The sequence below is a fragment of the Paramagnetospirillum sp. genome (assembly GCF_058402745.1).
Window position 1 is genome coordinate 140101 of the sequence record NZ_JBZVFI010000012.1, and the last position, 24685, is coordinate 164785.

The 24685-nt window shown below is 66.3% G+C and carries 29 protein-coding genes and 1 other RNA gene; 8 read left to right on the forward strand and 22 right to left on the reverse strand.

Translation table 11 applies throughout. From position 1 onward, the window contains the following. Positions 1-12: 12 nt before the first annotated feature. The 17 genes from pal to ACV4UZ_RS10160 all read right to left on the reverse strand — a co-directional run bounded on the left by pal (position 13) and on the right by ACV4UZ_RS10160 (position 11052). Positions 13-498 (reverse strand): peptidoglycan-associated lipoprotein Pal, encoded by a 486-nt coding sequence (pal, locus tag ACV4UZ_RS10080; RefSeq protein ID WP_491600727.1) that lies wholly within the window; start codon positions 496-498, stop codon positions 13-15. A gap of 168 nt (positions 499-666) precedes the next feature. Further along, the gene (gene tolB, locus ACV4UZ_RS10085) at positions 667-1998 is read right to left on the reverse strand and encodes a Tol-Pal system beta propeller repeat protein TolB (RefSeq protein ID WP_491600728.1); all 1332 of its coding nucleotides are present in this window, start codon (positions 1996-1998) and stop codon (positions 667-669) included. Next, entirely contained in the window at positions 1995-2930 is a 936-nt protein-coding gene (locus tag ACV4UZ_RS10090) for a TonB C-terminal domain-containing protein (RefSeq protein WP_491600729.1), read from the reverse strand. Before ACV4UZ_RS10090 ends, tolB begins: the two co-directional genes overlap by 4 nt. A 9-nt stretch (positions 2931-2939) precedes the next feature. Next, complete coding sequence (gene tolR / locus ACV4UZ_RS10095) at positions 2940-3407, reverse strand: protein TolR (RefSeq protein ID WP_491600730.1); 468 nt, start codon at positions 3405-3407, stop codon at positions 2940-2942. Continuing rightward, the gene (gene tolQ / locus ACV4UZ_RS10100) at positions 3407-4132 is read right to left on the reverse strand and encodes a protein TolQ (RefSeq protein WP_491600731.1); all 726 of its coding nucleotides are present in this window, start codon (positions 4130-4132) and stop codon (positions 3407-3409) included. The genes tolR and tolQ overlap by 1 nt, the downstream gene beginning before the upstream one ends. Positions 4133-4137: 5 nt before the next feature. Further along, positions 4138-4557, reverse strand: a complete 420-nt coding sequence (ybgC, locus tag ACV4UZ_RS10105) for a tol-pal system-associated acyl-CoA thioesterase (RefSeq protein WP_491600732.1) — start codon at positions 4555-4557, stop codon at positions 4138-4140. Between the two features lie 106 nt (positions 4558-4663). After that, entirely contained in the window at positions 4664-5707 is a 1044-nt protein-coding gene (gene ruvB, locus ACV4UZ_RS10110; protein WP_491600733.1) for a Holliday junction branch migration DNA helicase RuvB, read from the reverse strand. Between the two features lie 100 nt (positions 5708-5807). Continuing rightward, positions 5808-6440: a Holliday junction branch migration protein RuvA gene (ruvA, locus tag ACV4UZ_RS10115; RefSeq protein WP_491600734.1), complete on the reverse strand. Its 633-nt coding sequence runs from the start codon at positions 6438-6440 to the stop codon at positions 5808-5810. After that, the gene (ruvC, locus tag ACV4UZ_RS10120) at positions 6437-6937 is read right to left on the reverse strand and encodes a crossover junction endodeoxyribonuclease RuvC (RefSeq protein ID WP_491600735.1); all 501 of its coding nucleotides are present in this window, start codon (positions 6935-6937) and stop codon (positions 6437-6439) included. Before ruvC ends, ruvA begins: the two co-directional genes overlap by 4 nt. Next, on the reverse strand, positions 6934-7683 hold the full coding sequence (locus ACV4UZ_RS10125; protein WP_491600736.1) for a YebC/PmpR family DNA-binding transcriptional regulator: 750 nt from the start codon (positions 7681-7683) through the stop codon (positions 6934-6936). Before ACV4UZ_RS10125 ends, ruvC begins: the two co-directional genes overlap by 4 nt. A gap of 123 nt (positions 7684-7806) precedes the next feature. Further along, positions 7807-8187, reverse strand: coding sequence for a thioredoxin family protein (locus ACV4UZ_RS10130; RefSeq protein WP_491600737.1), 381 nt, complete (start codon positions 8185-8187; stop codon positions 7807-7809). A gap of 82 nt (positions 8188-8269) precedes the next feature. Further along, positions 8270-8875 carry an MlaC/ttg2D family ABC transporter substrate-binding protein gene (locus tag ACV4UZ_RS10135; RefSeq protein ID WP_491600738.1) on the reverse strand — a complete coding sequence of 202 codons (606 nt, stop codon included), beginning with the start codon at positions 8873-8875 and terminating at the stop codon, positions 8270-8272. Positions 8876-8891: 16 nt separating this feature from the next. Next, on the reverse strand, positions 8892-9710 hold the full coding sequence (locus ACV4UZ_RS10140) for a TIGR00282 family metallophosphoesterase (RefSeq protein ID WP_491600739.1): 819 nt from the start codon (positions 9708-9710) through the stop codon (positions 8892-8894). Further along, a complete protein-coding gene (locus tag ACV4UZ_RS10145; RefSeq protein WP_491600740.1) occupies positions 9707-10294 on the reverse strand; it encodes a 5-formyltetrahydrofolate cyclo-ligase in 588 nt (195 codons plus the stop codon). Before ACV4UZ_RS10145 ends, ACV4UZ_RS10140 begins: the two co-directional genes overlap by 4 nt. Before the next feature lie 15 nt (positions 10295-10309). Further along, a non-coding RNA gene (gene ssrS / locus ACV4UZ_RS10150) (6S RNA) lies at positions 10310-10468 on the reverse strand. A 15-nt stretch (positions 10469-10483) separates the two neighbouring features. Further along, a complete protein-coding gene (locus tag ACV4UZ_RS10155) occupies positions 10484-10810 on the reverse strand; it encodes a cell division protein ZapA (protein ID WP_085372594.1) in 327 nt (108 codons plus the stop codon). A 5-nt stretch (positions 10811-10815) separates the two neighbouring features. Then, complete coding sequence (locus tag ACV4UZ_RS10160; protein ID WP_491600741.1) at positions 10816-11052, reverse strand: hypothetical protein; 237 nt, start codon at positions 11050-11052, stop codon at positions 10816-10818. A 134-nt stretch (positions 11053-11186) separates the two neighbouring features. Here ACV4UZ_RS10160 and ACV4UZ_RS10165 point away from each other — a divergent pair, with 134 nt between their 5' ends. Both ACV4UZ_RS10165 and ACV4UZ_RS10170 read left to right on the forward strand, forming a co-directional pair. Further along, positions 11187-11675: a DUF3124 domain-containing protein gene (locus ACV4UZ_RS10165; RefSeq protein ID WP_491600742.1), complete on the forward strand. Its 489-nt coding sequence runs from the start codon at positions 11187-11189 to the stop codon at positions 11673-11675. 13 nt (positions 11676-11688) lie between these two features. Beyond that, positions 11689-12015 (forward strand): hypothetical protein, encoded by a 327-nt coding sequence (locus ACV4UZ_RS10170; protein ID WP_491600743.1) that lies wholly within the window; start codon positions 11689-11691, stop codon positions 12013-12015. 4 nt (positions 12016-12019) lie between these two features. Here ACV4UZ_RS10170 and ACV4UZ_RS10175 read toward each other — a convergent pair whose 3' ends face one another. The 5 genes from ACV4UZ_RS10175 to ACV4UZ_RS10195 all read right to left on the reverse strand — a co-directional run bounded on the left by ACV4UZ_RS10175 (position 12020) and on the right by ACV4UZ_RS10195 (position 16881). After that, a complete protein-coding gene (locus ACV4UZ_RS10175) occupies positions 12020-12469 on the reverse strand; it encodes an RrF2 family transcriptional regulator (RefSeq protein WP_491600857.1) in 450 nt (149 codons plus the stop codon). 226 nt (positions 12470-12695) lie between these two features. Beyond that, the gene (locus ACV4UZ_RS10180; protein WP_491600744.1) at positions 12696-13634 is read right to left on the reverse strand and encodes an electron transfer flavoprotein subunit alpha/FixB family protein; all 939 of its coding nucleotides are present in this window, start codon (positions 13632-13634) and stop codon (positions 12696-12698) included. Between the two features lie 62 nt (positions 13635-13696). Further along, positions 13697-14707, reverse strand: coding sequence for an IS30 family transposase (locus ACV4UZ_RS10185; protein ID WP_491599453.1), 1011 nt, complete (start codon positions 14705-14707; stop codon positions 13697-13699). Positions 14708-14816: 109 nt separating this feature from the next. Then, positions 14817-15566: an electron transfer flavoprotein subunit beta/FixA family protein gene (locus tag ACV4UZ_RS10190; RefSeq protein ID WP_491600745.1), complete on the reverse strand. Its 750-nt coding sequence runs from the start codon at positions 15564-15566 to the stop codon at positions 14817-14819. Between the two features lie 136 nt (positions 15567-15702). Further along, positions 15703-16881: an acyl-CoA dehydrogenase gene (locus ACV4UZ_RS10195; protein ID WP_491600746.1), complete on the reverse strand. Its 1179-nt coding sequence runs from the start codon at positions 16879-16881 to the stop codon at positions 15703-15705. A gap of 177 nt (positions 16882-17058) precedes the next feature. On the opposite strand from ACV4UZ_RS10195, the gene ACV4UZ_RS10200 reads away from it, so the two are divergent. The 6 genes from ACV4UZ_RS10200 to ACV4UZ_RS10225 all read left to right on the forward strand — a co-directional run bounded on the left by ACV4UZ_RS10200 (position 17059) and on the right by ACV4UZ_RS10225 (position 24593). Beyond that, positions 17059-17991, forward strand: coding sequence for a LysR family transcriptional regulator (locus ACV4UZ_RS10200; RefSeq protein ID WP_491600747.1), 933 nt, complete (start codon positions 17059-17061; stop codon positions 17989-17991). A gap of 171 nt (positions 17992-18162) precedes the next feature. Next, a complete protein-coding gene (locus ACV4UZ_RS10205) occupies positions 18163-20019 on the forward strand; it encodes a thiamine pyrophosphate-dependent enzyme (RefSeq protein ID WP_491600748.1) in 1857 nt (618 codons plus the stop codon). Between the two features lie 11 nt (positions 20020-20030). After that, on the forward strand, positions 20031-20651 hold the full coding sequence (locus ACV4UZ_RS10210; RefSeq protein ID WP_491600749.1) for an indolepyruvate oxidoreductase subunit beta: 621 nt from the start codon (positions 20031-20033) through the stop codon (positions 20649-20651). Between the two features lie 92 nt (positions 20652-20743). Then, positions 20744-21145, forward strand: coding sequence for a response regulator (locus tag ACV4UZ_RS10215; RefSeq protein ID WP_491600750.1), 402 nt, complete (start codon positions 20744-20746; stop codon positions 21143-21145). Positions 21146-21554: 409 nt separating this feature from the next. Continuing rightward, positions 21555-23558 carry a hypothetical protein gene (locus ACV4UZ_RS10220; protein ID WP_491600751.1) on the forward strand — a complete coding sequence of 668 codons (2004 nt, stop codon included), beginning with the start codon at positions 21555-21557 and terminating at the stop codon, positions 23556-23558. Positions 23559-23651: 93 nt separating this feature from the next. Beyond that, on the forward strand, positions 23652-24593 hold the full coding sequence (locus tag ACV4UZ_RS10225) for a hypothetical protein (RefSeq protein WP_491600752.1): 942 nt from the start codon (positions 23652-23654) through the stop codon (positions 24591-24593). Positions 24594-24685: the final 92 nt, after the last annotated feature.

The window sequence follows — 24685 nt, forward strand, 5'->3', positions numbered from 1 at the left end:
TAAACGGCCTGATTAGTTCAGGACGGTCACGCCACGACGGTTCTGCGACCAGGCGGCCTCGTTCGAGCCCAGAGCGACGGGGCGCTCCTTGCCGTAGGAGACGGTCTTGACGCGAGCGGCGGCGACGCCGGCGGCCTTCAGGTACTCGGCGACCGAATTGGCGCGACGCTCACCCAGAGCCAGGTTGTACTCACGGGTGCCGCGCTCGTCGGCATGACCTTCGATGGTCAGCGAGTAGTTCGGATAGGCCTTCAGCCAGGCAGCCTGCTTGTCCAGGGTGGCCTTGGCGTCAGCGCGCAGGCTGGACTTGTCGAAGTCGAAGAAGACGCGGTCGCCGACATTGGCGACGAAGTCTTCCTTCGAGCCCTTCACGATGCCCGAGGAAACGGCCGGAGAGGTCTGGCCAGCGCCACCCTTGGCACCGGTATCGGAAGGAGCGGATTCGCAAGCGGCCAGCAGAGCGGCGGCGGCAACGATGGTCAGGAAACGCAGTTTCATATTTGAGGACTCCCCCTCAATGCGACGCGGGAATGGAAATAAGATCGGACCTTAGAGACTCCGCGCCGTCCGATCAAGGACGACACGCCCCACCAATGACACCGTTAGCGATGGGACCCGATGTCACCGGATTAAATCCTAATCGGCGCGGACTATACAAACATAATTCTAGGGAATCAAGGGGGACCACGCAGGATCCGACCCGTCGATGGGGGTCAAGAGCACTCTTTCATTAACGCCGGTCAGGTCGATGGTGTACAGACGCACCACCTGGCCCCGCCCGCGCTCATCCGAAGGAGATTCGCGGAAAAAGGACAGGACCCGGCCGTTGGGCGCCCAGGTGGGGCCTTCCACCAGGAAACCCTCGGCCAGCAGGCGCTCGCCCGAACCATCGGTGCGCATGACACCTATGAAGAATTGCCCACCCTTCTGCTTGGTGAAGGCGATGAGATCGCCTCTGGGGCTCCAGACCGGCGTGGCGTAGCGGCCGTCGCCGAAGCTGATGCGCTGCGGATTGGAGCCGTCCGCCCCCATGACGTAGATCTGCTGGCCGCCGCTGCGGTCGGATTCGAAGACGATCTGCTGGCCGTCGGGGGAATAGCTGGGCGCCGTCTCGATGGCCGGGCTGAAGGTCAGCTGCTTCTTCTGACGGGTCAGCAGGTTCATCTCGTAGATTTCGGTATTGCCGCTTTCGGCCATGCTGAAGATGACCTTGTTGCCGTCGGGCGAGAAGCGCGGCGCGAAGGTCATGCCGGGGAAGTTGCCCAGGGATTCGCGCCGTCCGGTGTCCAGATTGAAGATGTAGACCCGGGGCACGCCCTTGAAATACGACAGGTAGGTGATCTCGCGGGCGCTGGGCGAGAAGCGCGGCGTAAGAACCAATTCCGATCCGTCGGTGAGGAAGCGGTGGTTCTCGCCGTCCTGGTCCATGATCGAAAGGCGCTTCTTGCGGTCGTTCTTGGGACCGGATTCCGCGATGTAGACGATCTGGGTGTCGAAATAGCCGTCCTCGCCGGTCACCCGCTTGTAGATGGCGTCGGCCACCTTGTGCGACAGCCGCCGCCAGTCCTGGGGCGAGGCCGAGAGCGTCCAGCCGGTCATGTAGGCTTCGTTGAACACGTCCCACAGACGGAATTCCACCCGGATGCGCCCGTCGGCGCCGCTTTCCACCTTGCCGCTGACCAGGGCCTCGGCGTTGATGGCCTTCCAGTCGGGAAAACGCGGCCCGGCCTGCAGGCTGGCCACCGTCTGAATGAACGCCTTGGGATCGATGGGCCGGAACAGGCCCGACCGCTCCAGATCGGCGGACACCACCCGGGCGATGTCGGCGCCGATGCGGGCATCGCCGGCGAAGTCGGGAATGGCGATGGGCAGCGGCTTCATCTGGCCGCGGGTGATGTCGATGCGCACCTCGGCATTGGCGGGCAGAGCCGCCAGGACCCCGAGGACGACGAAGGCGCAAAGCGCCAAGAGCGAGCGGATGCGAGTCATGGGGATCATCTTCCTGCCGCGAACTTGGGGTTGAAGGCCAACGTGAAATCCTTGAACTGCTCGTACTTGTCCGCCGGAATAGGCAACGGGCTGGCGGCGCGCACGGCGCGGCGCGCGCTGTCGGCGGCGGCCTGATAAAACGGGTTGAGCATCATCAGCGGGTCGGCGACCACGTCGGCGGCGGTCACCGTTCCATCGGGCAGCACCGAGACCTTGATCTGCACCACCAGCTTGTCGGCGTCCTTGGCCCCGGCCGGCACGTTCCAGAACCGCTCGATATGGGCGCGGATACGGTCGCGCTCGGTCATGGAGACCGGCTCGAGGGGATTGTGCGACGCCGAGCCCCTGACCGATTGCGGCGCGGTCTGGGTGGCGGTCTTGTTTTCCGGCACCGAGGGCTTGAGCTTCTCGGTGGACTTGAGAAGCTTGTCCAGTTCCTCCTGGGGAGTGGGCTTCTTCTTGTCCACCGACTTCAGCAGCGAATCCAGCTCGTCCTTGACGTCCTTCTGCTTCTTGGGCGGCTCGGGGCGCGGCTCGGGCTTGGGGGGCGGCGGCGGCTCGGGCTTGGGCTCGGGCTTGGGTTCCGGCTTCGGCATGGGTGCCGGCTCCGGCTTGGGGGGCGGAGGCGCGGGCGCGGGCGGCGGAGGCGGCGCCGGGGTGGGCGGCGGCGGCGGCTTGGGCGGTTCGGGCTTGGGCGGCTCGGGCTTGGGGGGCTCGGGCTTGGGCGGCTCGGGCTCGGCCTTCTGCGGTTCGGGCTGCGGCTTGTTGTCCTGCAGCGGCGGCGGGTTGGTCTTGGCGCCGATGGGGACGATATCGACGACCATGGGCGCTTCCTCCACCGGCAGCTCGCGCCAGAACTGCGGCAGGCCGAACACCGCCAGCAGGAACAGCGCCAGATGCAGAAGACCGGAGAAGACGTAGCTTTCGCGCCGCATTTCCATGACGGGAGCCTAGCGACCTCCCTTCCTGGCGGGCTTGGCCGGCTCGGAAGCGCCCTTGACCTCGGTGACCAGGGCGACCTTGGCGAAGCCGGCGGCTCCCAGCGTGCCCATCACCTCCATCACGCGGCCGTAATCGATGCCCTTGTCGCCGCGCACGAAGATGCGGGTCTCGGGCTTCTGGGCGGTGATGGCCTGAAGGCGGGGAGCCAGTTCGTCGATCTGCACCTCGGTTTCCTGAATCCAGATCTTGCCGTGGGCGTCGATGGTCACCGACAGCGGCTGGTCGTCGCCCTTCAAGGGCGCCGCCGAGGTCTTGGGCAGGTCCACCTGCACGCCGGCGGTGAGCAGCGGCGCGGTGACCATGAAGATCACCAGCAGCACCAGCATGACGTCCACCAGCGGCGTGACGTTGATTTCGGCCACCGGCCGGAAGCGGCGGGAATGCCCGCCCTTGCGGGCGCCGATGGACGCGCCCATCAGGCCTTCTCCTCGAGCTGGCGCGACAGGATGGCGCCGAATTCACCGGCGAAGTTCTCCAGACGCTTGGAATAGCGGTCCAGGTCGTTGGAGATCTTGTTGTAGGCGATCACCGCCGGAATGGCGGCCACCAGGCCCAGCGCGGTGGCGAACAGCGCCTCGGCGATGCCGGGCGCCACCACGGCCAGCGAGGTGTTCTTGGTCGCGGCGATGGACTGGAACGAGTTCATGATGCCCCACACCGTGCCGAACAGGCCGATGAACGGCGCCGTCGAGCCCACCGAGGCCAGGAAGCCCAGGCGGCGCTCCAAGAGCTCCATCTCGCGGCCCAAGGTCACGCTCATCACCCGGTCGATGCGCTGGGGCAGGCTGGCCCGCGTCGAATCGCGGTCGGCCAGCCCCTTGGCCGCCGAACGGCGCCATTCGCGCATGGCGGCGACGAAGATGGACGACATGGGGTCCATGGGCCGGGCGCCGATGCGGTCGTAAAGCTCCTCCAGCGACCCGCCGGACCAGAAGGCCTCCTCGAACTGGTCGGCCCGGGTGGTGAGCTGGCGCACCTTCATCAGCTTGTCGAAGATGATGGCCCAGCACCAGAACGAGGCCACAAGCAAGGAAATCATCACCAGCTTGACGATGATATCGGCGCGCATGAACAGCGCCCACATGGACAAGTCCATCTGCGCCGCCGCTCCGGCCGCGCCTACTGCCTGAGAAGGATCCATGACACCTACCGCCTTTCGCTGATCCGCTTCGCGAACAATTCCCTGACCGGCGCCGGAATGCGGGCCGGTTTGCCGGACAGGGTGATATAGCCCAGGCGCACCCCGATGCGCACCAATTCAGTTCCGTCGTCGGCGCGGATGATCCGCTGGTCCAGTTCAATACTGGCGCCACCGATGGAAGTCACCTCGGTTTCCACCGAAAGCAGGTCGTCCAGCCTGGCCGGGCGCCGGAAGTCCATGTTGGCCGAGCGCACCGCGAAGGCGGTTCCCTCGCCGTCCTCCAGCATGGCCCGCTGGCTGACGCCCAACTCGCGCACCAGCTCGGTGCGCGCCCGCTCGGCGAAGTTCAGGTAGTTGGAGTGATAGACGATGCCGCCGGCATCGGTATCCTCGTAATAGACGCGGATGGGGAAGGTGTGGGTCATGGCCTGCCCCCATTATTTTTCCCGTCATCGCCGGGCTTGACCCGGCGATCCATGGATGCCCGGATCAAGTCCGGGCATGACGGAACAATAAGGGTGTGCGCCCCGCTCATTCCCCCTCCTCGTCCATGCGGGTGAGCAGATCCAGCTGGACCAGCAGATCCTTGGGCGGATTGAGGCCGATATGCTTGAAGCCCGAGGCCGACAGCATGCGGCCGCGCGGCGTGCGCTGGATCATGCCCTGCTGCAGCAGATAGGGCTCGACCACCTCTTCCAGGGTGTCGCGGCTTTCCGACAGCGCGGCGGCCAGGGTTTCCACCCCCACCGGCCCGCCGCCGTAATTCTCGGCGATGCAACGCAGGTAGCGGCGGTCCATGGCGTCCAGGCCGATGCGGTCCACTTCCAGGCGGTTCAGCGCCGCGTCGGCGATGGCGGCATCCACCGGCGACTTGCCGGCCACCGCGGCGAAATCCCTGACCCGGCGCAGCAGGCGGCCGGCCACGCGCGGCGTGCCCCGGGAGCGTCGCGCCACCTCGGCGGCGCCGTCGGGGGTGAGATCGAAGCCCAGCACGCGGGCGCCGCGCGACACGATGCTTTCCAGCTCGGCCGGCTCGTAGAAATTCATGCGGCAGGGAATGCCGAAACGCTCGCGCAAGGGCGTGGTCAGCAGGCCCGAGCGGGTGGTGGCCCCCACCAGGGTGAAGCGGGGCAGATCGATGCGCACGGAACGGGCCGCCGGCCCTTCACCGATGATCAGATCCAACTGAAAGTCCTCCATCGCAGGATAGAGAACCTCCTCTATGGCAGGATTAAGGCGATGGATTTCGTCGATGAACAGGACGTCGTTGGGCTCGAGATTGGTCAAGAGCGCAGCCAGATCGCCGGCCCGCTGGATCACCGGGCCGGAGGTGGCGCGAAAGCCCACCCCCAGCTCGCGGGCGACGATCTGGGCCAGGGTGGTCTTGCCCAGGCCGGGCGGGCCATGGAACAGCACGTGGTCCAGCGCGTCGCCGCGGGCGCGGGCGGCGGTGATGAACACCTTGAGGTTCTCGCACACCTGTCGCTGGCCGACGAAATCATCCAGCGACAGCGGCCGCAGCGAGGTCTCGGCATCGGTGGAATTCTGCTCGGGCGAGACCATGCGGGGAGTCATGAGCAGCCTCCCGAACATGTCATCCCGAACGCAGTGAGGGATCTTTCAGGCACTGCGGCTGAAAGATCCTTCGGCTTCGCCTCGGGATGACAGACCCCCATCATGCCAGCAGCCCCTTGCCCAGGCGCTTCAGCGCGGCGCGGATCAGGGCCGAGGACTCGGCGTCGTCACCCAGCTCGCGGGCGGTTTCCCCCACCGCCTGGAAGGCTTCGAGGCGCTTGTAGCCCAAATTGACCAGGGCGGAGACGGCATCCTCCATGCGGCCGGAACCGGCGGGCAGCGGCGCGGCGGAAGCCACGGCCCCGGCGGCGGCATGAAAGCCGCCCAGCGCGATCTTGCCCGCCTTGTCCTTCAACTCGGTGAGGATGCGCAAAGCCAGCTTCGGCCCCACGCCGTTGGCCCGGGTCAGCCCCGCCTTGTCCTGCGCCGCGATGATCTGCAAAAGCTGCTCGGGCGAGGCCACCGACAGGATGGCCAGGGCCACCTTGGCCCCCACCCCCTGCACCGTGGTCAGCAGGCGGAACCAGTCGCGCTCGCCGGTTTCCAGGAAGCCGAACAGCGAGATGGCGTCTTCCCGCACCTGGGTCTCGACGAACAGGGTGGCGGCGACTCCCACCTCCAGCCGCGCCAGGGTCTTGGCCGAACAGGCCACCAGATAGCCGACGCCGTGGCAATCCACCACCGCCCAGTCGTCGCCCAGGGAATCGATCAGGCCCTTCAGCTTGGCGATCATCGCGCCACCGCCTTCGCCAGCTTCTGCTGAGTGCCGCGATGATGGGCGTGGCAGATGGCCACCGCCAGGGCGTCGGCGGCGTCGGGGGTGGCGGCGAGGCAGCCGGGCAGCAGGGTGCGCACCATCATGCCCACCTGCTCCTTGGCGGCGCGCCCGGTGCCGACCACCGATTGCTTGACCAGGGTGGCGGCGTATTCGCCCACCGGCAAGCCGGCCTTGGCGGGGACCAGCAGCACCACGCCCCGGGCCTGGCCCAGCTTCAGCGTGCTGGCCGGGTTCATGTTGACGAAGGTTTCCTCCACCGCCGCCTCGTCGGGGCCGAATTCGGCGATCACCGAAAGAATGGCGTCATGGAGCTGGACCAGGCGCTCGGCCAGCGGGGCTTCGGTGGCTGGACGGATCACTCCGTCCGCCACATGGCGCAGCCGGTTGTCCACGGCGTCGATGACGCCCCAGCCGGTATTGCGCAACCCCGGGTCCAACCCCAAAATTCTCACCCCAGCTTTTCCATGATCTCGTCGGGAATCTCGAAATTGGCCTGGACGCGCTGGACGTCGTCGTTGTCCTCCAGGATGTCCAGCAGCTTCAAGAGGGTGCGGGCGGTTTCCTCGTCGGAGACCGGCACGGTGGTCTGGGGCTTCCAGTCCAGGCGGGCGTATTCCGGCGTGCCGAACTTGGCTTCCAGCGCGTCGCGCACCGCGCCCAGGTCATCGGGGGCACAGGTGATCTCGTGGCCGTCCTCGTCGGATTCCACGTTGTCGGCGCCGGCGTCGAGCGCGCCCTCGAACATGGCCTCGGCACCGGCGGCGGAAGCCGGGTAGCGGATGGCGCCGACCCGGTCGAACATGAACGACACGGAATTGGTCTCGCCCAGGGCGCCGCCGTTCTTGTTGAAGGCGGTGCGCACCTCGGTGGCGGTGCGGTTGCGGTTGTCGGTCAGCCCCTCGACGATGATGGCCACCGAACCGGGACCATAGCCCTCGTAGCGCACTTCCTCGTAATTGGTGCCGTCGTCGCCACCGGCGCCGCGCTTGATGGCGCGCTCCATGGTGTCCTTGGGCATGTTGGCGGCGCGGGCCGCCATGATGGCGGCGCGCAGGCGCGGATTCATGGCCGGGTCGGGCAGGCCGGTCTTGGCCGAAACCGTCAACTCGCGGATCAGCTTGGTGAAAACCTTGGCCCGCTTGGCGTCCTGCGCCCCCTTGCGGTGCATGATGTTCTTGAACTGTGAATGCCCGGCCATATTCCGCTACCAATTCCGATGGAAGGAGGATCGACCGGTGCCTATACCACATGTTGTGGCAAAGCAACAGGCATCACGCCGCCGGGACGGCGCGATGCCCTGCGCATGGCTTGGAATAGGAGGTCAATGGCTGGCGCGGACCACCATCTCGGTGATGGCGGCCGGGTCGGTCACCCCCATGGAACGCCCCATTTCCATCTTGCCGCGATAGGTGATCAGGGTGCTCTGGCTCTTCACTCCGAGCTGGGCCAGAACGTCCTTCTGGCTGTCGAAATCCACCGAGAACACCTTGAGCGCCGGGTTCGAGGATTCCAGCTTGTCGATGGTGGGCTTCTGCGCCTTGCAGGTGGGACACCAGGGGGCCGTCACATGGACCAAGATGGGCGAGCCGGCCGCCTGGGCGGCGTCGAACGCCACCTTGTCCCACATCTGGGCGGCTTGGGCGGCGGGCGCGGCGAAAACCAGGGCGAACAGCAGGGTCAGGCGGGAAAGAAGGCGGGCCATGGGGAATCCTCCGAATAGAAACAGAGCGTCTTCCCCATTTCGTCCCGTGGCGGGAAAAGGTTAGCCCGGCCCGAACGTTTCCTCACCGGGCCTGGGCGTCGATCTTCCTGCGCATGGCGTCGAACAGCACCTCGATGTTGCCGCCGGCATTGCGCACCACCGAGGTGAAGTCGGAACGGATGGTGGTGAGCAATCCCGCCCCCTCGGCGATGACGTCGGTGATCACCAGCCGTCCCGCCGGGCTGCGGGTGATGACGAAGGACAGGATCACGCTGTCCTGGGGCGGGAGAATCATGCGGGCCTTGACCAGCACGCCGTCTTCCCGCTCCTCGCTGCCCAGCACCTCCACCTGGGTCGAGCCGGACGAATTGTCGATCAGTTCGGCATAGGTGGCGACGAAAAAGGGGATCAGCAGGGACACGAAGGTGTCCTTCTGGGCCTGGGTCGCCTTGCGCCAGTGGCGTCCCAGGATCAGTTCGGATTCATAGGCGATGTCGCCGTATTTCGACACCAGGGTGGCGACCTTGTCGCGGCTGATTTCGTGGCTGAAGGGACCGCCGGCGAAGGTGGCCGCCGCGTCGGCGACCGCCTGCCGGACCAGGGCCTCGGCCTCGGGGCCGCCGGCGGCCCGCGCGGGCTGGACGGCCAACAACAGAATCGCCAGAGCCATGGAAACCACAGCCTTCATCGTTCTCCCCCCCCTTCTACCAATCGGGCCAGCACTCGGCCAGGCGTCCTCCCAGACGCAATGGCGCGGCGCGCAGCGCCAGTCCGGTGCGGTCGTCGGTTTCCACCATCACGCCGCACAGCGTCCCCGGCCCCTCGGCGGGCGACAGGCGCTCGCCGGGAATCTTGCGCACGAATTTGAAGATGGCGGCGTCCTTCTTCATGCCGATCACCGAATCGTAGTCGCCGCACATGCCGGCATCGGTCTGGTAGGCGGTGCCCTTGCCCAGAATCTGGCAATCGGCGGTGGGCACGTGGGAATGGCTGCCCACCACCAGGCTGGCGCGGCCGTCCGACAGGTGGCCCAGCGCCATCTTCTCGCTGGAGGCCTCGGCATGGACATCGACGACGATGGCATCGACGCCGCCGGCCCCCATGCGGGCCTTGGCCAGCACCGCCTCCAGCGCGGCGAAGGGATCGTCCAGGGCGTCCATGAACAGCCGGCCCATGACCTGGACCACCATCACCTTGCGCCCGCGAGGGCCGGCATAGGTGCCGGTTCCACGTCCCGGCGTGCCGGCGGGATAGTTGAGCGGGCGCAGCACGCGGGGCTCGGCGTCCAGATAGGGGATGATCTCGCGCTGGTCCCAGGTGTGGTTGCCCAGCGTGATCACGTCCACGCCCATGGCGAAGAAGTCCTCGCAGATCTTGGGCGTGATGCCGAAGCCGTGGGCGGCGTTCTCGCCGTTGGCGACGATGAAGTCGGGAGACAGGCGGTTCCTGATCTCGGCCAGGCGCCCGGCGATCACGTCGCGCCCCGAACGCCCGACCACGTCGCCCATGTACAGAAGTCTCATTTGCCCGCCGTCACGATCACGCCCTGCTCCGTGGCTATCATATCCAATGGCACGTCCCAGGGATCGGTGGGAACCCTGTCCACCTCCTGGACGGCGAAGGCCAGGCCGATGGCGAGAAGCGCCCCGCCCCGGCGCAGATCGCCCAAGGTCCGGTCATAATATCCGCCGCCATAGCCCAGACGGAACCCCCTTCTGTCGAAGGCCAGCAGCGGCACCAGCAGGGCGGCGGGAACGACGGGCGGGGCTTCGGCGGGGTGGCGGGTGCCGTGCGGCCCGGCTTCCAGGCCGTCGCCGGGGCTCCAGCGGCGGAATTCCAGGACGCCGCCGGTTTCGGTCACCGCCGGCAAGGCCAGGACATGTCCCAGCGAAGCCAGGGCCTCCATCAGCGGCAAGGGGTCGATCTCGCCTTCCAGCGGCCAATAGCCGGCCACCACGCCGCCTTGGGGCAGGCCCAGCGCTCCCGCCAGCCCGGCCAGGGCGCGGGCGGCGGCGGGGCCGTGGGACAGGGCGGCGTCGCGCCGTTTTCGGCGGGCGGCGGCGCGCATCGGGGTCTTGTCGGCGGAAGGGGTGGCGGCGTCGGTCATGTCGGGGCTATGTGGAGCGGCGCCGCCTCGGCCGTTGGCCATGCAAGTCCTCCGTGGCCTGCTTACGCAGGTGGGTGGCCATATACCGGAACCAGGGCTCCGACAGGGACAGCCCCCGAGAGGAAGTTATTGGCCCCAGGGACATTGGCTGCCTGACGCACCGCGCAGCAGACCGCTCCGTTGCTGAAGCTAGGCTCTTTCGAGGCGCATAGCAATGGCCTCGATGCGCCGGGTCAGCGAGTCGATCAGCCCGGCCAGCTTGGCGTCGCCCTCGGCCGCCGCGCCCACCTCGCCGCCGATCTTGGACAGTTCCTCCCGCGCCTCGGCCAGTTCGTCGGCCAGCAGCAGGCCGACCATGACCAGCAGGCGGGAATCGCTGACCGAGCCCACCGAGGACAGCAGGTGCTGGGCGCGGGCGTCCACCTCGCGGCCCAGGACATGGACCCGGGCCACCTGGGAATCGTCGCAGGCGATGTCGTAGACCCGGCCGTTGATGGTGACGTTGACGACAGCCACGGCGCTTACTCCTCCAGCAGGTCGCGCAGGCGGTCGATGGCGGCGTCCAGCCGGGTCGAGACCACGCGGGTGGTTTCCTCCAGCCGGGCGTAGTCGTCGCGGGCGCCGCGCAGCTCGCCGGCCAGCAGCAGATCTCCGGCGCCCACCCGGGCCGAGGCGGATTCAAGACGGTCGATGGCGGCGCCCAGGCGGCGCATGGCCTCTTCGGTGCGTTGCAAGCTCTGCCCCTGACGCTGTTCCACGATCCATCCCCATGCTCTGGAATCGAAACCGAAGGTATGGCCGAAGGGCACCCGAGTCAACAAAGGCCGGGTTGATCGCCGGCAAGGCGCAGGATACCCTTGGCCTTTCCCCGCTTCCGCGAAGGATCGAAACCATGCGCTCCGCCCTGAAGGCCGCCCTGTTCGCCGCCGCGATCCTTTGCCCCGTGGCGGTTTCGGCCGAGCAGCCCCTGCCGTTGTCCAAGGGCCAGACCCTGTACGTGCCGGTCTATTCCCACATCTCCCACGGCAACCTGGACGGTCGGGGCAAGCCCTCGGAACTGTTGCTGTCCTCCATGCTGAGCCTGCGCAACACCGACCTCGCCCATTCCATCACCGTCACCTCGGCGCGCTATTACGACACCGACGGCAAGCTGCTGCGCGAGTACCTGCCCAAGCCGCTGGTGCTCGGCCCCATGGGCTCGTCCGAGCTGTTCGTCGAGCACAAGGACAAGAGCGGCGGCAGCGGCGCCAATTTCGTGGTGGAGTGGAAGGCCGAGCGGGCGGTCAACCCGCCCCTGGTCGAAACGGTCAACGCCTATTTCTTCGGCACCCAGTCGGTGGCCTTCACCAGCCCCGGCCGCCCCATTCACCCCAATCCGTGACCCGGGCCAATCCGTGACCCGGGCCACCATCCATTCCCTGGATCAGGCCCGCGCCGTCGTGGCGGCGGCCGCCGCCGACCGACCGGTCGGACTGCAAAGCCCGCCCGGAGCCGCAGGCTTCCACGGCATCGGCTGGTGGCTGGCCCTGACCCGGGCCCTGGCGGCGGAATTCCCCGAACGCGAAATCGAGGCGGCGCTCGATTGCGGCGATGCCCCGGGCCTCGCCCTGGCGGCGCTGCGGGCGGGAGTGCCGCTGGTGCGGGTGAGCAATCTCGCCGACGGCGTCAGGGGCAAACTGGACCATATCGCCCGCCAGATGGGCGCGCGGCTGGAAGGCTGACCGGTCAGATATCGTACATCAGCACCGTTTCCACCGCGCCGCGCCGGTTGCACATGTCGGCCAGGGTGGTGTTGTCGAGAATGGCGGCGATGGCGTCGCGCACGTCCTGCATGACGGCGCGGATGGCGCAGGCGGCTTCATCGACGCAATCGTCACAGCGCCGGTAGGCGGTCCGCGACACGCAGGGAACCGGAGCCAGAGGCCCGTCCAGCACCCGCACGATGTCACCGACCATGATGCGCGCCGCCGGCCGGCCCAGGATGTAGCCGCCGCCCTTGCCCTTCTTGGACGACAGCAGGCCCTGGTTCTTCATCTCCAGCAGAATGGCATCGAGGAATTTCTTGGGAATCCGCTCCGACGCGGCGATGTCGGCGATCAGCACCGGCCCCAGCCCTTCATGGCGGGCCAGATGGACCATGGCCTTCAGGCCGTATTTCGCCTTGCTCGACAGCATCACCACACCCAATCCATAGAGCTATAGAGAAGGGGATCAGGGGGACGGTGTCAACACACGTCATGCCAAGTCTTATCGAGACCTGGCTAGGCCCAAGGGGCCGCGCGCCTTATGGCGTGAAAGCCAAGGGTCGCGGAGGCGACCCGCCCGGCGATTGAGGGGCTGAAATAACCAATAAAATGCAGGGGCGGGCCTGTGCCGGGCCCGCCCCCGCCAGGTTGCGGCCTCAGGGAGACTGGAGGGCCGCGGTGAATTCAGGCAGCACCTTGAAGAGATCCGCCACCAGGCCGTAATCGGCGACCTGGAAGATGGGGGCCTCTTCGTCCTTGTTGATGGCGACGATGACCTTGGAATCCTTCATGCCGGCCAGGTGCTGGATGGCGCCCGAGATGCCGACGGCGATGTAGAGGTCGGGGGCGACGATCTTGCCGGTCTGGCCCACCTGGAAGTCGTTGGGCACGAAGCCGGCGTCCACGGCGGCGCGGCTGGCGCCCACGGCGGCGCCCAAGCGGTCGGCCACCGCTTCCAGCAGGGGAAAGTTGTCGCCCGACTGCATGCCGCGCCCGCCCGAGATGATGACCCGCGCGCTGGTCAGTTCGGGGCGCTCGGACTTGCTGAGCTGGCTGTCCACGAAGGAGGACAGGGCGGGATCGGCGGCGGCCGCGACACTCTCGACCGCGGCGGAGCCACCGGTGGCGGCGGCCGCCTCGAAGCCGGTGCCGCGCACGGTGATCACCTTGACCGCGTCCTTGGACTGCACGGTGGCCAGCGCGTTGCCGGCATAGATGGGACGCACGAAGGTGTCGGGCGACACCACCGCCGTGATCTCGGAAATCTGCGCCACGTCCAGCAGCGCCGCGACGCGGGGGCTGACGTTCTTGCCCGACGTGGTGGCGGGGGCCAGGACGTGGCTGTAGCCGCCGGCGAGGCTGACCACCAGGGCGGCCAGGGGCTCGGCCAGATGGTTGGCGTAGAGGGCGGAATCGGCGCTCAGCACCTTGGCGACGCCCGCCACCTTGGCGGCGGCCTCGGCCACCGCGCCGATGCCGGAGCCGGCCACCAGCACATGGACCTCGCCGCCGATCCTGGTCGCGGCGGTGACGGTGTTCAGCGTGGCGGATTTGAGAGCGCCGCCTTCATGCTCTGCCAGAACCAGAATGGTCATTCGTTCGTCCTCTTTCTTGCCATTTTCTTGTCCGTCATTCCCGCGAAAGCGGGAAGATGGACTCACATTTCAAGTGCAACACCGAGATCGATGGCTTTTCCGAGGAAAGCCTCAAGCGGAGTTCGATATCCGAGGCACTTTCGCGGGGTGAGGTTGTAGTCCATGGCCAGGTCGTCCAGATCGGCCTGGGAAACTGCCGCGAGATCTGTTTTTCGCGGCAGTCCCCGCCGCATTCGCCCGATGGCGTTCTCGACGCCGCCCTTCTGCCAGGGGCTATGGGGATCGCAGAAATAGGTTTTCATGCGAAGCCTTGTCTTCAGGCGGCGATGGGCCGCGAATTCAGAGCCGTTATCGAAGGTGATGGTGCGGCGCTGCTCGGCAGGAAATCGCCGCAGCATGGCGGTCAGGCTGTCGGCGATTGGCTCGGCGGCTTTGCTGAGGTGATGCCGGAGCAGAAGCAGGCGCGAGCTACGTTCGTGCGCCACCAGGACGGCTTGGCGATAGCGGGAGAACAGCATCAGATCGGCTTCCCAGTGGCCGGTCTGGCGCCGGTCGGCGACCTCGGCGGGACGCTCGGCTACCGGCACTCGCTGGGGAATGAAATGCACCGAGCTGCCGCCCTTGCGGCCACGCCAGCCACGCTGAAACTTGGCGCGCGGCAGCAGCCGGTGCAGATAGTCCTTGTGGCTGTTCACGCGCCAGTAGATGTAGCGGTAAATTGACTCGTGGCTGATCACCGGCCTACCTTGCTCAAGCTCGAGCCGCCCGGCGATCTGCTCCGGGGACCATCCCATCGCAAGGCCGTCCAAGGTCAGTTTCCTGAGCGCGCTCGAGCGCTCCAGTTTGTAAAGCTTGCGCCGCCGCCGGGCGCGGGCCTGGATCATCGCCCAATCCACCTTGTAGCCGACTTGGGCGCCACTGTTGCGCTCCAGCTCTCGGCTGATTGTTGACGCCGCCCGGCCCAAGGCCCGGGCAATGGCTCGCCGAGATTTACCGTCTGCATGCAGACGGTAAATCTCGCACCGCTCATCCAGACTGAGCTGATTGTATCGTTGTCCCATCGCAGCACCCATTATAGCGGGTGTTGCACTTCGATCGTGAGCTTAGGGAATCCATGCCTGACACGAGATGCTTGCGGCTCCATGGACCCCCGCCTGCGCGGGGGTGACGGCAAGAGGCTGTTCAGATCACCTTCGCTTCGTTCTTCAGCTTGTCCACCAGGGCGGCCACGTCGGCCACCTTGATGCCGGCCTTGCGCTTGGGCGGCTCTTCCACCTTCAGCGTCACCAGGCGGGGCGCCACGTCGACGCCCAGATCGGCCGGGCTGACCGTGTCGATGGGCTTCTTCTTGGCCTTCATGATGTTGGGCAGGCTGGCGTAGCGCGGCTCGTTCAGGCGCAGGTCGGTGGTCACCACGGCGGGCAGCACGAGGGTCACCGTCTCCAGGCCGCCGTCGACCTCGCGGGTCACGGTGACGGCATCGGCGCCGATCTCCACCTTGCTGGCGAAGGTGCCCTGGGCACAGCCCAGCAGGGCGGCGAGCATCTGGCCGGTCTGGTTGCTGTCGTCGTCGATGGCCTGCTTGCCCAGGATGATCAGGCCGGGGGATTCCTTGGCCACCAGGGCCTTCAGCACCTTGGCGACGCCCAGCGGCTGCACCTCGTCGTCCGTCTGCACCAGAACACCCCGGTCGGCGCCCATGGCCAGCGCGGTGCGCAGGGTCTCGGAGCACGCCGCCGGGCCGACCGACACCACCACCACCTCGGTGGCCTTGCCGGCTTCCTTGAGGCGAACCGCCTCTTCCACCGCGATCTCGTCGAACGGATTCATGGAGAACTTGACGTTCTGCGTCTCGACCCCGGACCCGTCCGACTTCACCCGGATCTTGACGTTGTAATCGATCACCCGCTTGATCGCGACCAGGACTTTCATTTGTCTTTCAATCCCTTAGTTGGCAGGGAGCTCAGTTGTCATCCTGAGCCTCGGGCGAAGGATCTTTCACGCGACAGCGGCGGCCGCCTCAGGCTGAAAGATCCTTCCTCCCTTCGGTCGTCAGGATAACAAACCCTTAGCTGAACGCCTGGATCCCCGTCTGGGCGCGGCCCAGGATCAGGGCATGGACGTCGTGAGCGCCTTCGTAGGTGTTCACGGTCTCCAGGTTCACCATGTGGCGGATGACGTGGAACTCTTCCGAGATGCCGTTGCCGCCGTGCATGTCGCGGGCCATGCGGGCGATGTCCAGCGCCTTGCCGCAATTGTTGCGCTTGATCAGCGACACGGCTTCCGGCGCCCAGGTGCCCTCGTCCATCATGCGGCCGACGCGCACGCAGGCCTGCAGGCCCAGCGTGATCTCGGTCATCATGTTGGCCAGCTTCAGCTGGGGGATCTGGTTGGCGGCGAGCGGACGGCCGAACTGCTTGCGGTCCAGCATGTACTGGCGCGCCGCGTGCCAGCAGAACTCGGCCGAGCCGATGACGCCCCAGGCGATGCCGTAGCGCGCCTTGTTGAGGCAGCCGAACGGACCGCCCAACCCCTGGGCGTTGGGCAGCAGGTTCTCGTCGGGGACGAAGGCCTCGTCCAGGACGATCTCGCCGGTGATGGAGGCGCGCAAGCTGAGCTTGCCCTCGATCTTGGGGGTGGTGAAGCCCTTGGTGCCCTTATCGACGATGAAGCCCTTGATCTTGCCCTCGTGGGCGTCGGACTTGGCCCAGACGATGGCGACGTCGGAGATGGGGGAATTGGTGATCCACATCTTGGAGCCGGTCAGCAGGTAGCCACCGTCCACCTTCTTGGCCCGCGTGCGCATGCCGGCCGGATCGGAACCGGCGTCAGGCTCGGTCAGGCCGAAGCAGCCGACGATCTCGCCGGTGGCCAGGCGGGGCAGATATTTCTTCTTCTGCTCCTCGGTGCCGTAGCTGTAGATGGGATGCATCACCAGCGAGGACTGCACGCTCATGGCCGAGCGATAGCCGGAATCGACCCGCTCCACCTCGCGCGAGATCAGGCCGTAGGCCACGTGGTTGACGCCGGGACCGCCGTATTCCTCGGGGATGGTGGGGCCAAGCAGACCCATCTCGCCCATCTCGTTCATGATCTCGCGGTCGAAGGTCTCGTCGCGGAACGCCTTCATCACGCGGGGCTGGAGCTTTTCCTGGCAATAAGCGTGCGCCGAATCGCGAATCAGCTTCTCGTCTTCGGAAAGCTGGTCTTCGAGGAGGAAGGGGTCGTCCCACTTGAACTGCTGCACAATACGTCTCCCACGTGATGAATGGCACTTCAGGCACCATGCCCCATCAAAGCCATCATGGGAAAAATATATTTTCTATGGATGCCATAACGGATAATTATACATGGTAATCAAACCCGTCTTGGCCGGGCTTGACCCGGCCATCCATGGACCCCCGGATCAAGTCCGGGGGTGACGGTGGCGAAAGAGATAGCCATGGACATCCGGCAACTCCGCTACTTCCTGGGCATCGTCGAACACGGCTCGCTCTCCAAGGCGGCCGAGGCGCTGCGCGTCGCCCAGCCGGCGCTGTCCCTGCACCTCAAGCGCCTCGAGGAGGAATTCGGCTGCCCGCTGGTGCACCGCACGGCGCGCGGCGTGGTGCCCACGGAAAGCGGCATGCGCCTGGCCGTGCGCGCCGGCGTGCTGGTCGAGCGCATGTCCAGCCTGAAGGATGAGATCCGGGGACTGGAAGCCGCCCCGGCCGGTCCGGCGGTGATCGGCATTCCCACCTCGCTGGGGCCGGTGCTGACCGTGCCCCTGGCGCTGGCGGTGCGCCGCCGCCATCCCTCCATCCATCTCAGGGTGGTGGAGGGGCTGTCGGGACACATGCTGGAATGGGTGCTGTCGGGCTCGGTGGACATGGCGCTGGTGTTCGGCTCGGAGCACCCGCCGGGCCTTGCCACCCGCTTCATCGCCCGCGAGCGCCTGGCCCTGGTGGGCCCCAAGGGAGACCGGCTGCTGCGGGACCGCCCGACCATCGACCTGACCACCGCCCTGATGCTGCCGCTGATTCTGCCCGGCCGCCCCCACGGCGTGCGGGCCGAGGTGGAGCGCGCCGCCCGCACCCTGGGAGCCGAGCCCCGGGTGGTGATCGAGATCGACGCGCTGGAGCAGATCAAATCCCTGGTGGCGGCGGGCGCCGGCTATACCGTGCTGTCGGAGCGCTATGCCCGCTTCGGGCCGGAAGCCGCCAACCTGGACGCGGCGCCCATCGTCGCGCCGGAGATCGAGCGGACCATCTCGCTGGCCCATGCCTTGGGTCGGCCGCTCTCCATCGCCGCCCGGGCCGTCCACGCCATCGCCGTCGAGCACCTCGACCGGCTGACCACCGATGGCCGGTGGAACTGATACGCACAATCGTATTATAAGTATCGCTTCGTAACGCATTGGCGTAGGCTGAATGCGCATTCTTCTTCCGGTGAAGCCCCCGAGGATGCTAGTCTCCGCCCCGTTCCGCGGCAAAGAGAGGCGAAGCCCCCGCGCCGGCGGATGATACCGGAGAGCGTGAGGAGCTTGTTCATGTCCGCAGCCGTTCAGGCCAAGCCGCAATCGCGGCTGTTGTTGTCGGGTAACGACGCCATCGCCCGGGGCGTGTGGGAGGCCGGCGCCAAGGTGGCCGCCGCCTATCCCGGCACCCCGTCGACCGAAATTCTGGAGAGCCTGTCTCTCTATCCCGACCTCTACGCCGAATGGTCGGTGAACGAGAAGGTCGCCATGGAGGTGGCCATCGGCGGCTCCATGTCGGGCGCCCGCTCGTTCTGCGCCATGAAGCATGTGGGCCTGAACGTCGCCTCGGACGCCTTCATGACCGTGACGGTGGCCGGCGTGATCGGCGGCCTGGTGATCGCGGTCGCCGACGACGTGGGCATGAGCTCCTCCCAGAACGAGCAGGATTCGCGCTACTGGGGCCGCTTCGCCCACGTGCCGGTGCTCGAGCCCGCCGATTCCCAGGAAGCCTACGAGATGGCCAAGTACGCCTTCGAGCTGTCGGAGGCCTACAACACCCCCGTCATCCTGCGCCTGACCACCCGCGTCTGCCACGTCAAGGCGGTGGTGCAGGTGGGCGAGAAGGTCAGCCACAACATCGGCGGCTTCAAGTCCGACGCCAGGCGCTGGGTGATGACGCCCGCCAACGCCAAGGGCCTGCTGCCCGCCCAGATCGCCCGCGAGGGCAAGCTGCAGGCGCTGGCCGAGGCCTCGCCCCTGAACGTCTTCGAGGACGGCCCGGACAAGCGTGTCGGCTTCGTCACCTCGGGGCCCGCCTACATGCACGTGCGCGAGTGCTTCCCCGACGCCCCCGTCCTGAAGCTGGGCTTCACCTATCCGGTGCCGGTGGCGCTGGTGGAGAAGCTGGCGTCCCAGGTCGAGCATCTGGTGGTGGTCGAGGAGACCGAGCCGCTGATGGAGCAGGAGCTGAAGGCCGCCGGCATGCTGAAGATCCACGGCAAGGATCTGCTGCCCCGCCTGGGCGAGCTGACCCCCAACGTGCTGATCCCGGCCATCAAGACCTTCCTGGGCGAGCCGGTGCCGCCCACCACCACCTACCCCAAGTTCGATCCCTTCCCCCGGCCGCCGACCATGTGCGCCGCCTGTCCCCATATGGGCGTCTACTACTCGCTGGCCCGCATGAGGAAGAGCGTGCAGATCTCCGGCGACATTGGCTGCTACACCCTGGGCGCCGGCCATCCCTGGAACGCGCTGGACACCACCATCTCCATGGGTGCTTCCATGGGCATCGCGCTCGGCATGGACAAGGCCCGCTCGGAAGAGACCAAGGACAAGGCCGTGGTCGCCGTCATCGGCGACTCCACCTTCCTGCACATGGGCATGCAGGGCATGCTGGACATCGTCTACAACCGCGGCAACGTCACCACCCTGATCCTCGACAACCGCACCACCGGCATGACCGGCGGCCAGAACCATGCCGGCACCGGCAAGGGGCTGAAGGGCGACGACACGCCCCGCGTCGATTTCGTCAAGCTGGTCGAGGCGCTGGGCGTCAAGCCCGAGCGCATCAAGAAGATCGACCCCTACCAGCTGCCGGTGGTGTTCAAGACCATCAAGCAGGAAACCGCCATCCCGGAACCCTCGGTGATCATCACCGACCGTCCCTGCGTGCTGTCCGAGTTCTACACCAAGATCGAACCCTACAAGGTGGTGGACGACGACTGCACCGGCTGCGGCAACTGCATCAACGTCGGCTGTCCCGCCATCACGGTGAAGCGTTCGGAATCCAAGACCCGCGCCGACGGCAAGGTCAACGAGCTGAAATTCACCACCATCGACACCGCCATGTGCACCGGCTGCCACATGTGCGTGGAATCGTGCGGCCCCAACGCCATCGTCAAGGCCAAGCCCGCCCAGGCGGCTGAGTGAGGGAAGACATCATGAGCGATGTGATCACCAACATTCTCGTGTGCGGCACCGGCGGCCAGGGCGTGATGACCGCCGCCGAGATCCTGTCCCAGGCGGCCATGGCGCGCGGCCTGGACTGCAAGAAGTCGGAAGTGGCGGGCATGGCCCAGCGCGGCGGCGTGGTCACCAGCCATGTCCGCTTCGGCAAGCGCGTGTGGTCGCCGGTCATCACGCCCGGCACCGCCGACATCCTGGTCGCCTTCGAGGTGGCCGAGGGCTCGCGCTGGGCGGACATGCTGCGTCCCGGCGGCGTGGCCATGGTCAACACCATCCGCCTGGTTCCCCCGGTGGTCTCGGCCGGACTGTTCAAGTATCCGGACGATCCGGTGGCCCAGATGCGGGCGGCGGGCGTCACCGTCTACGACTTCGACGCCGGCGCCATCGCCCGCGAGCTGGGCGATCTGCGTCTGGTCAACACCATCATGCTGGGCGCCATCGCCGATTACCTGCCCTTCCCGGCCGCCGAGCTGGAAGAACAGATCGTCGGCCGCTTCCGCGAAAGGAAGCCCGCCATGGTGGAGGTCAACCAGAAGGCGTTCGCCGCCGGCCGCAATGCCGCCAACAGCGCCAAGACCAAGACCTCGGCCGCCTGAGTTATATATACGGCTTCCACCTTTGGCATTCTCACCGGCTTCTGCTAGCCTCGACGAACCGGTGAGAATGTCATTTCCAGGGGAACAGTCAGATGCCCGCTGCCGTGGATCTTGGTGCGCTGAAGGTGCTGATCATCGATGATCAGGAATTCGTCAGAACCATCGTCAAGAAAATGCTGCAGCAGGTGGGAATCGGCCAGGTGGTCGAGGCCCATGACGGCAATTCAGGCCTGGACGCCGCCGAGCGCGAACGCCCCGACGTGGTGATCTGCGACGTGCAGATGCGCCCCATGGACGGCTTCGGCTTCGTCAAGATGCTCCGCGCCCTGCCCTTCGGCCGCACCCTGCCGGTGGTGATGCTGACCGCCCACACCGACGCCGCCACCGTGGGCCGCGCCAAGGAACTGGACGTCGACGCCTTCCTGGCCAAGCCGGTCCTGCCCCCGGCGCTCAAGGAAAAGATCGTCAAGGTGGTGGCCGACGCGCGGGGCTGAGGCTCCGCACCCCGGGGCGATCCCGGTCCTGGCGGCCCCAGGTCCTCCACGGGCGAAAATCCGCTCAGGCCTCAACGCCATCCGGCCTCCGTTCGAGGATGTCGCCGTAAGCCTTGCATGCCGGTAGCCCGCCTCACCTGTGGGACCGCCCAAGGCTCGGGATGACGCGAGCATCGCCGCCTCCTGTCAGGCCACGGCCCCCCATCGGCCCCACCCTCGTCCACACCGGCCGGCAGGCGCGATTACCGACAATCGTTACAATTCGAAATAAATATTAGAACTCTCAATGAGAGTCATTTGTATAAGATTACCTCTTTACATTGTGCATTTTACGCACGCAGCACGTTAGGAGGACTTCATGTCGGTAGCAACGCCCGTATTGAACTGCACAGCCAGGTCCAGAAACGTCATGGTTGGGCCCAATCACTTCGTGAATCTGGCGGCCGGCGGACATCCGCTGGCCAATGTCCAGCCCAAGACCCAGCTGGGTTCGGTGGCCCTCAACCTGGCGCTGAGCACTTCGACGGCGCTGATCAGCATCGCCTCGATTTCCGCCTATGTCGCCGCGCTGACCCAGGCGGCGGCGCCCGTGATTCACTTCCAGGCTCCGCCGCCCGGCACCCAGCTCAGTGTCCAGAGCCTGCAATCCGCCTACACGCAATTCCAGACCGACCTCGCGATTGTTCAGGGCGAGGCGGCGGGCTGGGTCGATGTGGTTCCCGGCACCTCCACCCCCAGCATCTTCTCGCAGTTGATCACCATCCCCGATACTTTCAACAGCATCAACCAGACGGTTCAAGGGCAGTTCGCGCTGCTTGCCGCACTGCCCGTGGGCAGCTCCAGCTACACCTCTATCCTGACCAAGCTGAAGAACATGATCGGGGCGGAACAACCCGCCATATCCAGTCTGAAGAGCCAGATGCAGAGCCTCGGCAACACGCTGGGATCGGCGGCAACCACCCTGACCGACGCGGCGACCTCCGGCGTGCTCTATCAGCTGCAGCAGGCCTATGCCTCGGAAATCGCCGCTCTCAACACCGCGATCGCGAACGCCAACGCCACCATTGACGCCGACGACAAGAAGATCGTCGGCCTGGGCTTCGGCGCCGGCGTCTCCCTGGTCGTCGGCCTGATCGGGCTGCTGAACTGGTGGAACCCCATCGGCTGGATCTTCATGGCGGGCGGCGCCGTCGGTGCCTACTACGCCATCACCGAGATCGAGGTGCTGAAGGCCCAGATCGCCGAGCTGAGAGGGGTCATCCAGAATGACGAGGCCTGGAAGGCCACGGATACCGCCGCTGCCGCCTCGGTCGCCGCCTTCAGCAACCAGGTCAGCGGCTTCGTCACTTTCAACGCCGCCGCCCAGCAGGAACTGACCACGCTGGAAACGCTGTACCAGACGCTCTACGACGACATCACCACGGCGCTGACCGACCTGAACCAGAACCAGCTCAGCGAGGCCCTGGCGGAGTGGAATCTGATCGTCCAGACCGCCGGCGTCCTCACGGGCGTCACGGCCTATGTCTGGCCGACCCCCATTCTGCTCACCAATCCGACCTCGTTCTCCGCCGGCGGCGGCAGCGTCTACACGATCAGCGTCTCGGGCCAGGTCTACACCTATTCCACCGGCGGCAACACCTGGTCGCAGGTGGCCGACAAGTCCCTTTCGGTGATCGCCTGCGGCTCGTTGGTCGTGGGAATCAACGGTGCGCCGGCGGACGGCGCCAATGTCTCGCCCACGCCTTACACCACCGACTATCTGGTCAAGACCTACAATGCCTCCAGCAACAGCTGGACCGACATCTCGACCTTCGCCGCGGCGCAGATCGCCACCGACGGAACCAGTATCTACGCCATTAAGCAGGACCAGTCCGATCGTCAGGCCTACAGCTACTCCGGAACGGGCACCAACTGGACCCCCCTGTCCGCCATGCCCAACTCCGACGCTCCGACCCAGTTGGCGGTCGCCGGCGGCAAGCTGTTCGCCATCGCCAACAACAGCAGCCTGCTCTACATGTATGTGGGATCGACCTGGATCCAGATCGGCTCCAGCCTGTACAACGCCATGTCGGCCAATGGCGGCAAGCTGGCTCTGCTGGATTCAAACGGCAACGCCTCGGTCTACGACGTTGCCACGGGCAACACCACGGCCACCATGGGCTCGACGCTCAAGGTGGCTCAGATGTCCAATGGCGACCAGTTCGCCATCGATTCCAGCCAGAACCTCTACTACCTCAACACCCAGGGCACGTCGGTCGTGAAGACCCTGATGGTGTCCAACGTGATCGGAGTGGCGATCAGCGACACCGACCTCGTCTACTACACCGACAACACCGGTGACGCCTACCGGCTGAACAATCTGGCCAACAATACCTGGACCCTGCTTCCCGCGCTGCCGACCCCGGGCGGCTGATCACTGGCTCCGGGTTCCGGCCCTCCCTCGCGGGACGGCCGCGAACCCGGCGCACCCGTCCACCGACAGCATCGCACCAGAAGGGGAAATCCCATGTCCAATCCCTTGCCCGTGATCGACCTCCTGAACAACGTGATCACCCTCAACAGCTATCTGCGCGCCTCCACCATGGTTCGGCTTCCCGCGTCCATCGCCTCCGACCCCAACTACCAGACCCTGGCCGAGAGCTTCACCACATGGCAAAGCCAGTTGTGGGACCAGTACTATCTGGGGCTCCTGGATTCCTGCCTCTCGGCGCAAGCCGCCGAAATCAACAACCTCTACACACTGAATGTCGCCAATCAGTCCGAAATCCAGTCGATTCTGTACAATTCGGGGCCAAGCGTCCCCACCGTGGTGTCCCAGTGCGACGACGTCGCCAACCTCGTCGCCTCGGGCAATGCCCTGGTCACCAGCCTTGACGCCGTCGCCCAGTCCCTGAAGAACGCCGATCAGGCGAAAGTGAACGCCTTGCTCGGCCTGGCCCAGTCCCTCAACGACCAGTTCTCGGCCCAGGAAGACCAGCTGACCGACAAGGCCATCTCGTCGGCCTTCGACGTGGTCGCCACCGCCATCAACCTGGCCGTGGCGGTCGGGACCGAGGGCGAGGAAATCCAGCCCCTGATCAAGAGCGTGACCAAGATCGGCGAGGACATCGTCAGCGAACTGGTCCTCACCTCCAGCATCAACGATACCCTGCAGCAGTTGGAAGCGGCGTGGCAGGCCCTGGATCAGGAAAGCATCCTGCTGACGCAGGTCACCTTGGCCTGCAACCAGCTGGAAAGCATCCTGGGCCAGACCTCGGCGGCCATGCAGGCCCTGAACACTCTGCAGTCCGACTGGTCCCAGGTGGCCGATGCCGCCAACGCCAGCCCGGACGACTGGGCGGCGTCGGGCAATGCCGCCATGCAGGAATGGGCGGCGCGCATGATCAAGGTCAGCTTCACCACCGTGACCCAGACGGTGGCCGCGCAGCAGGTGGCGCCGGCGTCATAGCCCGGGTCCGCCCCACCGGCAGTGGGGGCCGGGGGCCCGGAATGCATCAGCGTCACGCAGAAGCACTCCGGGCCCTTGTCGGCACGAAAAGG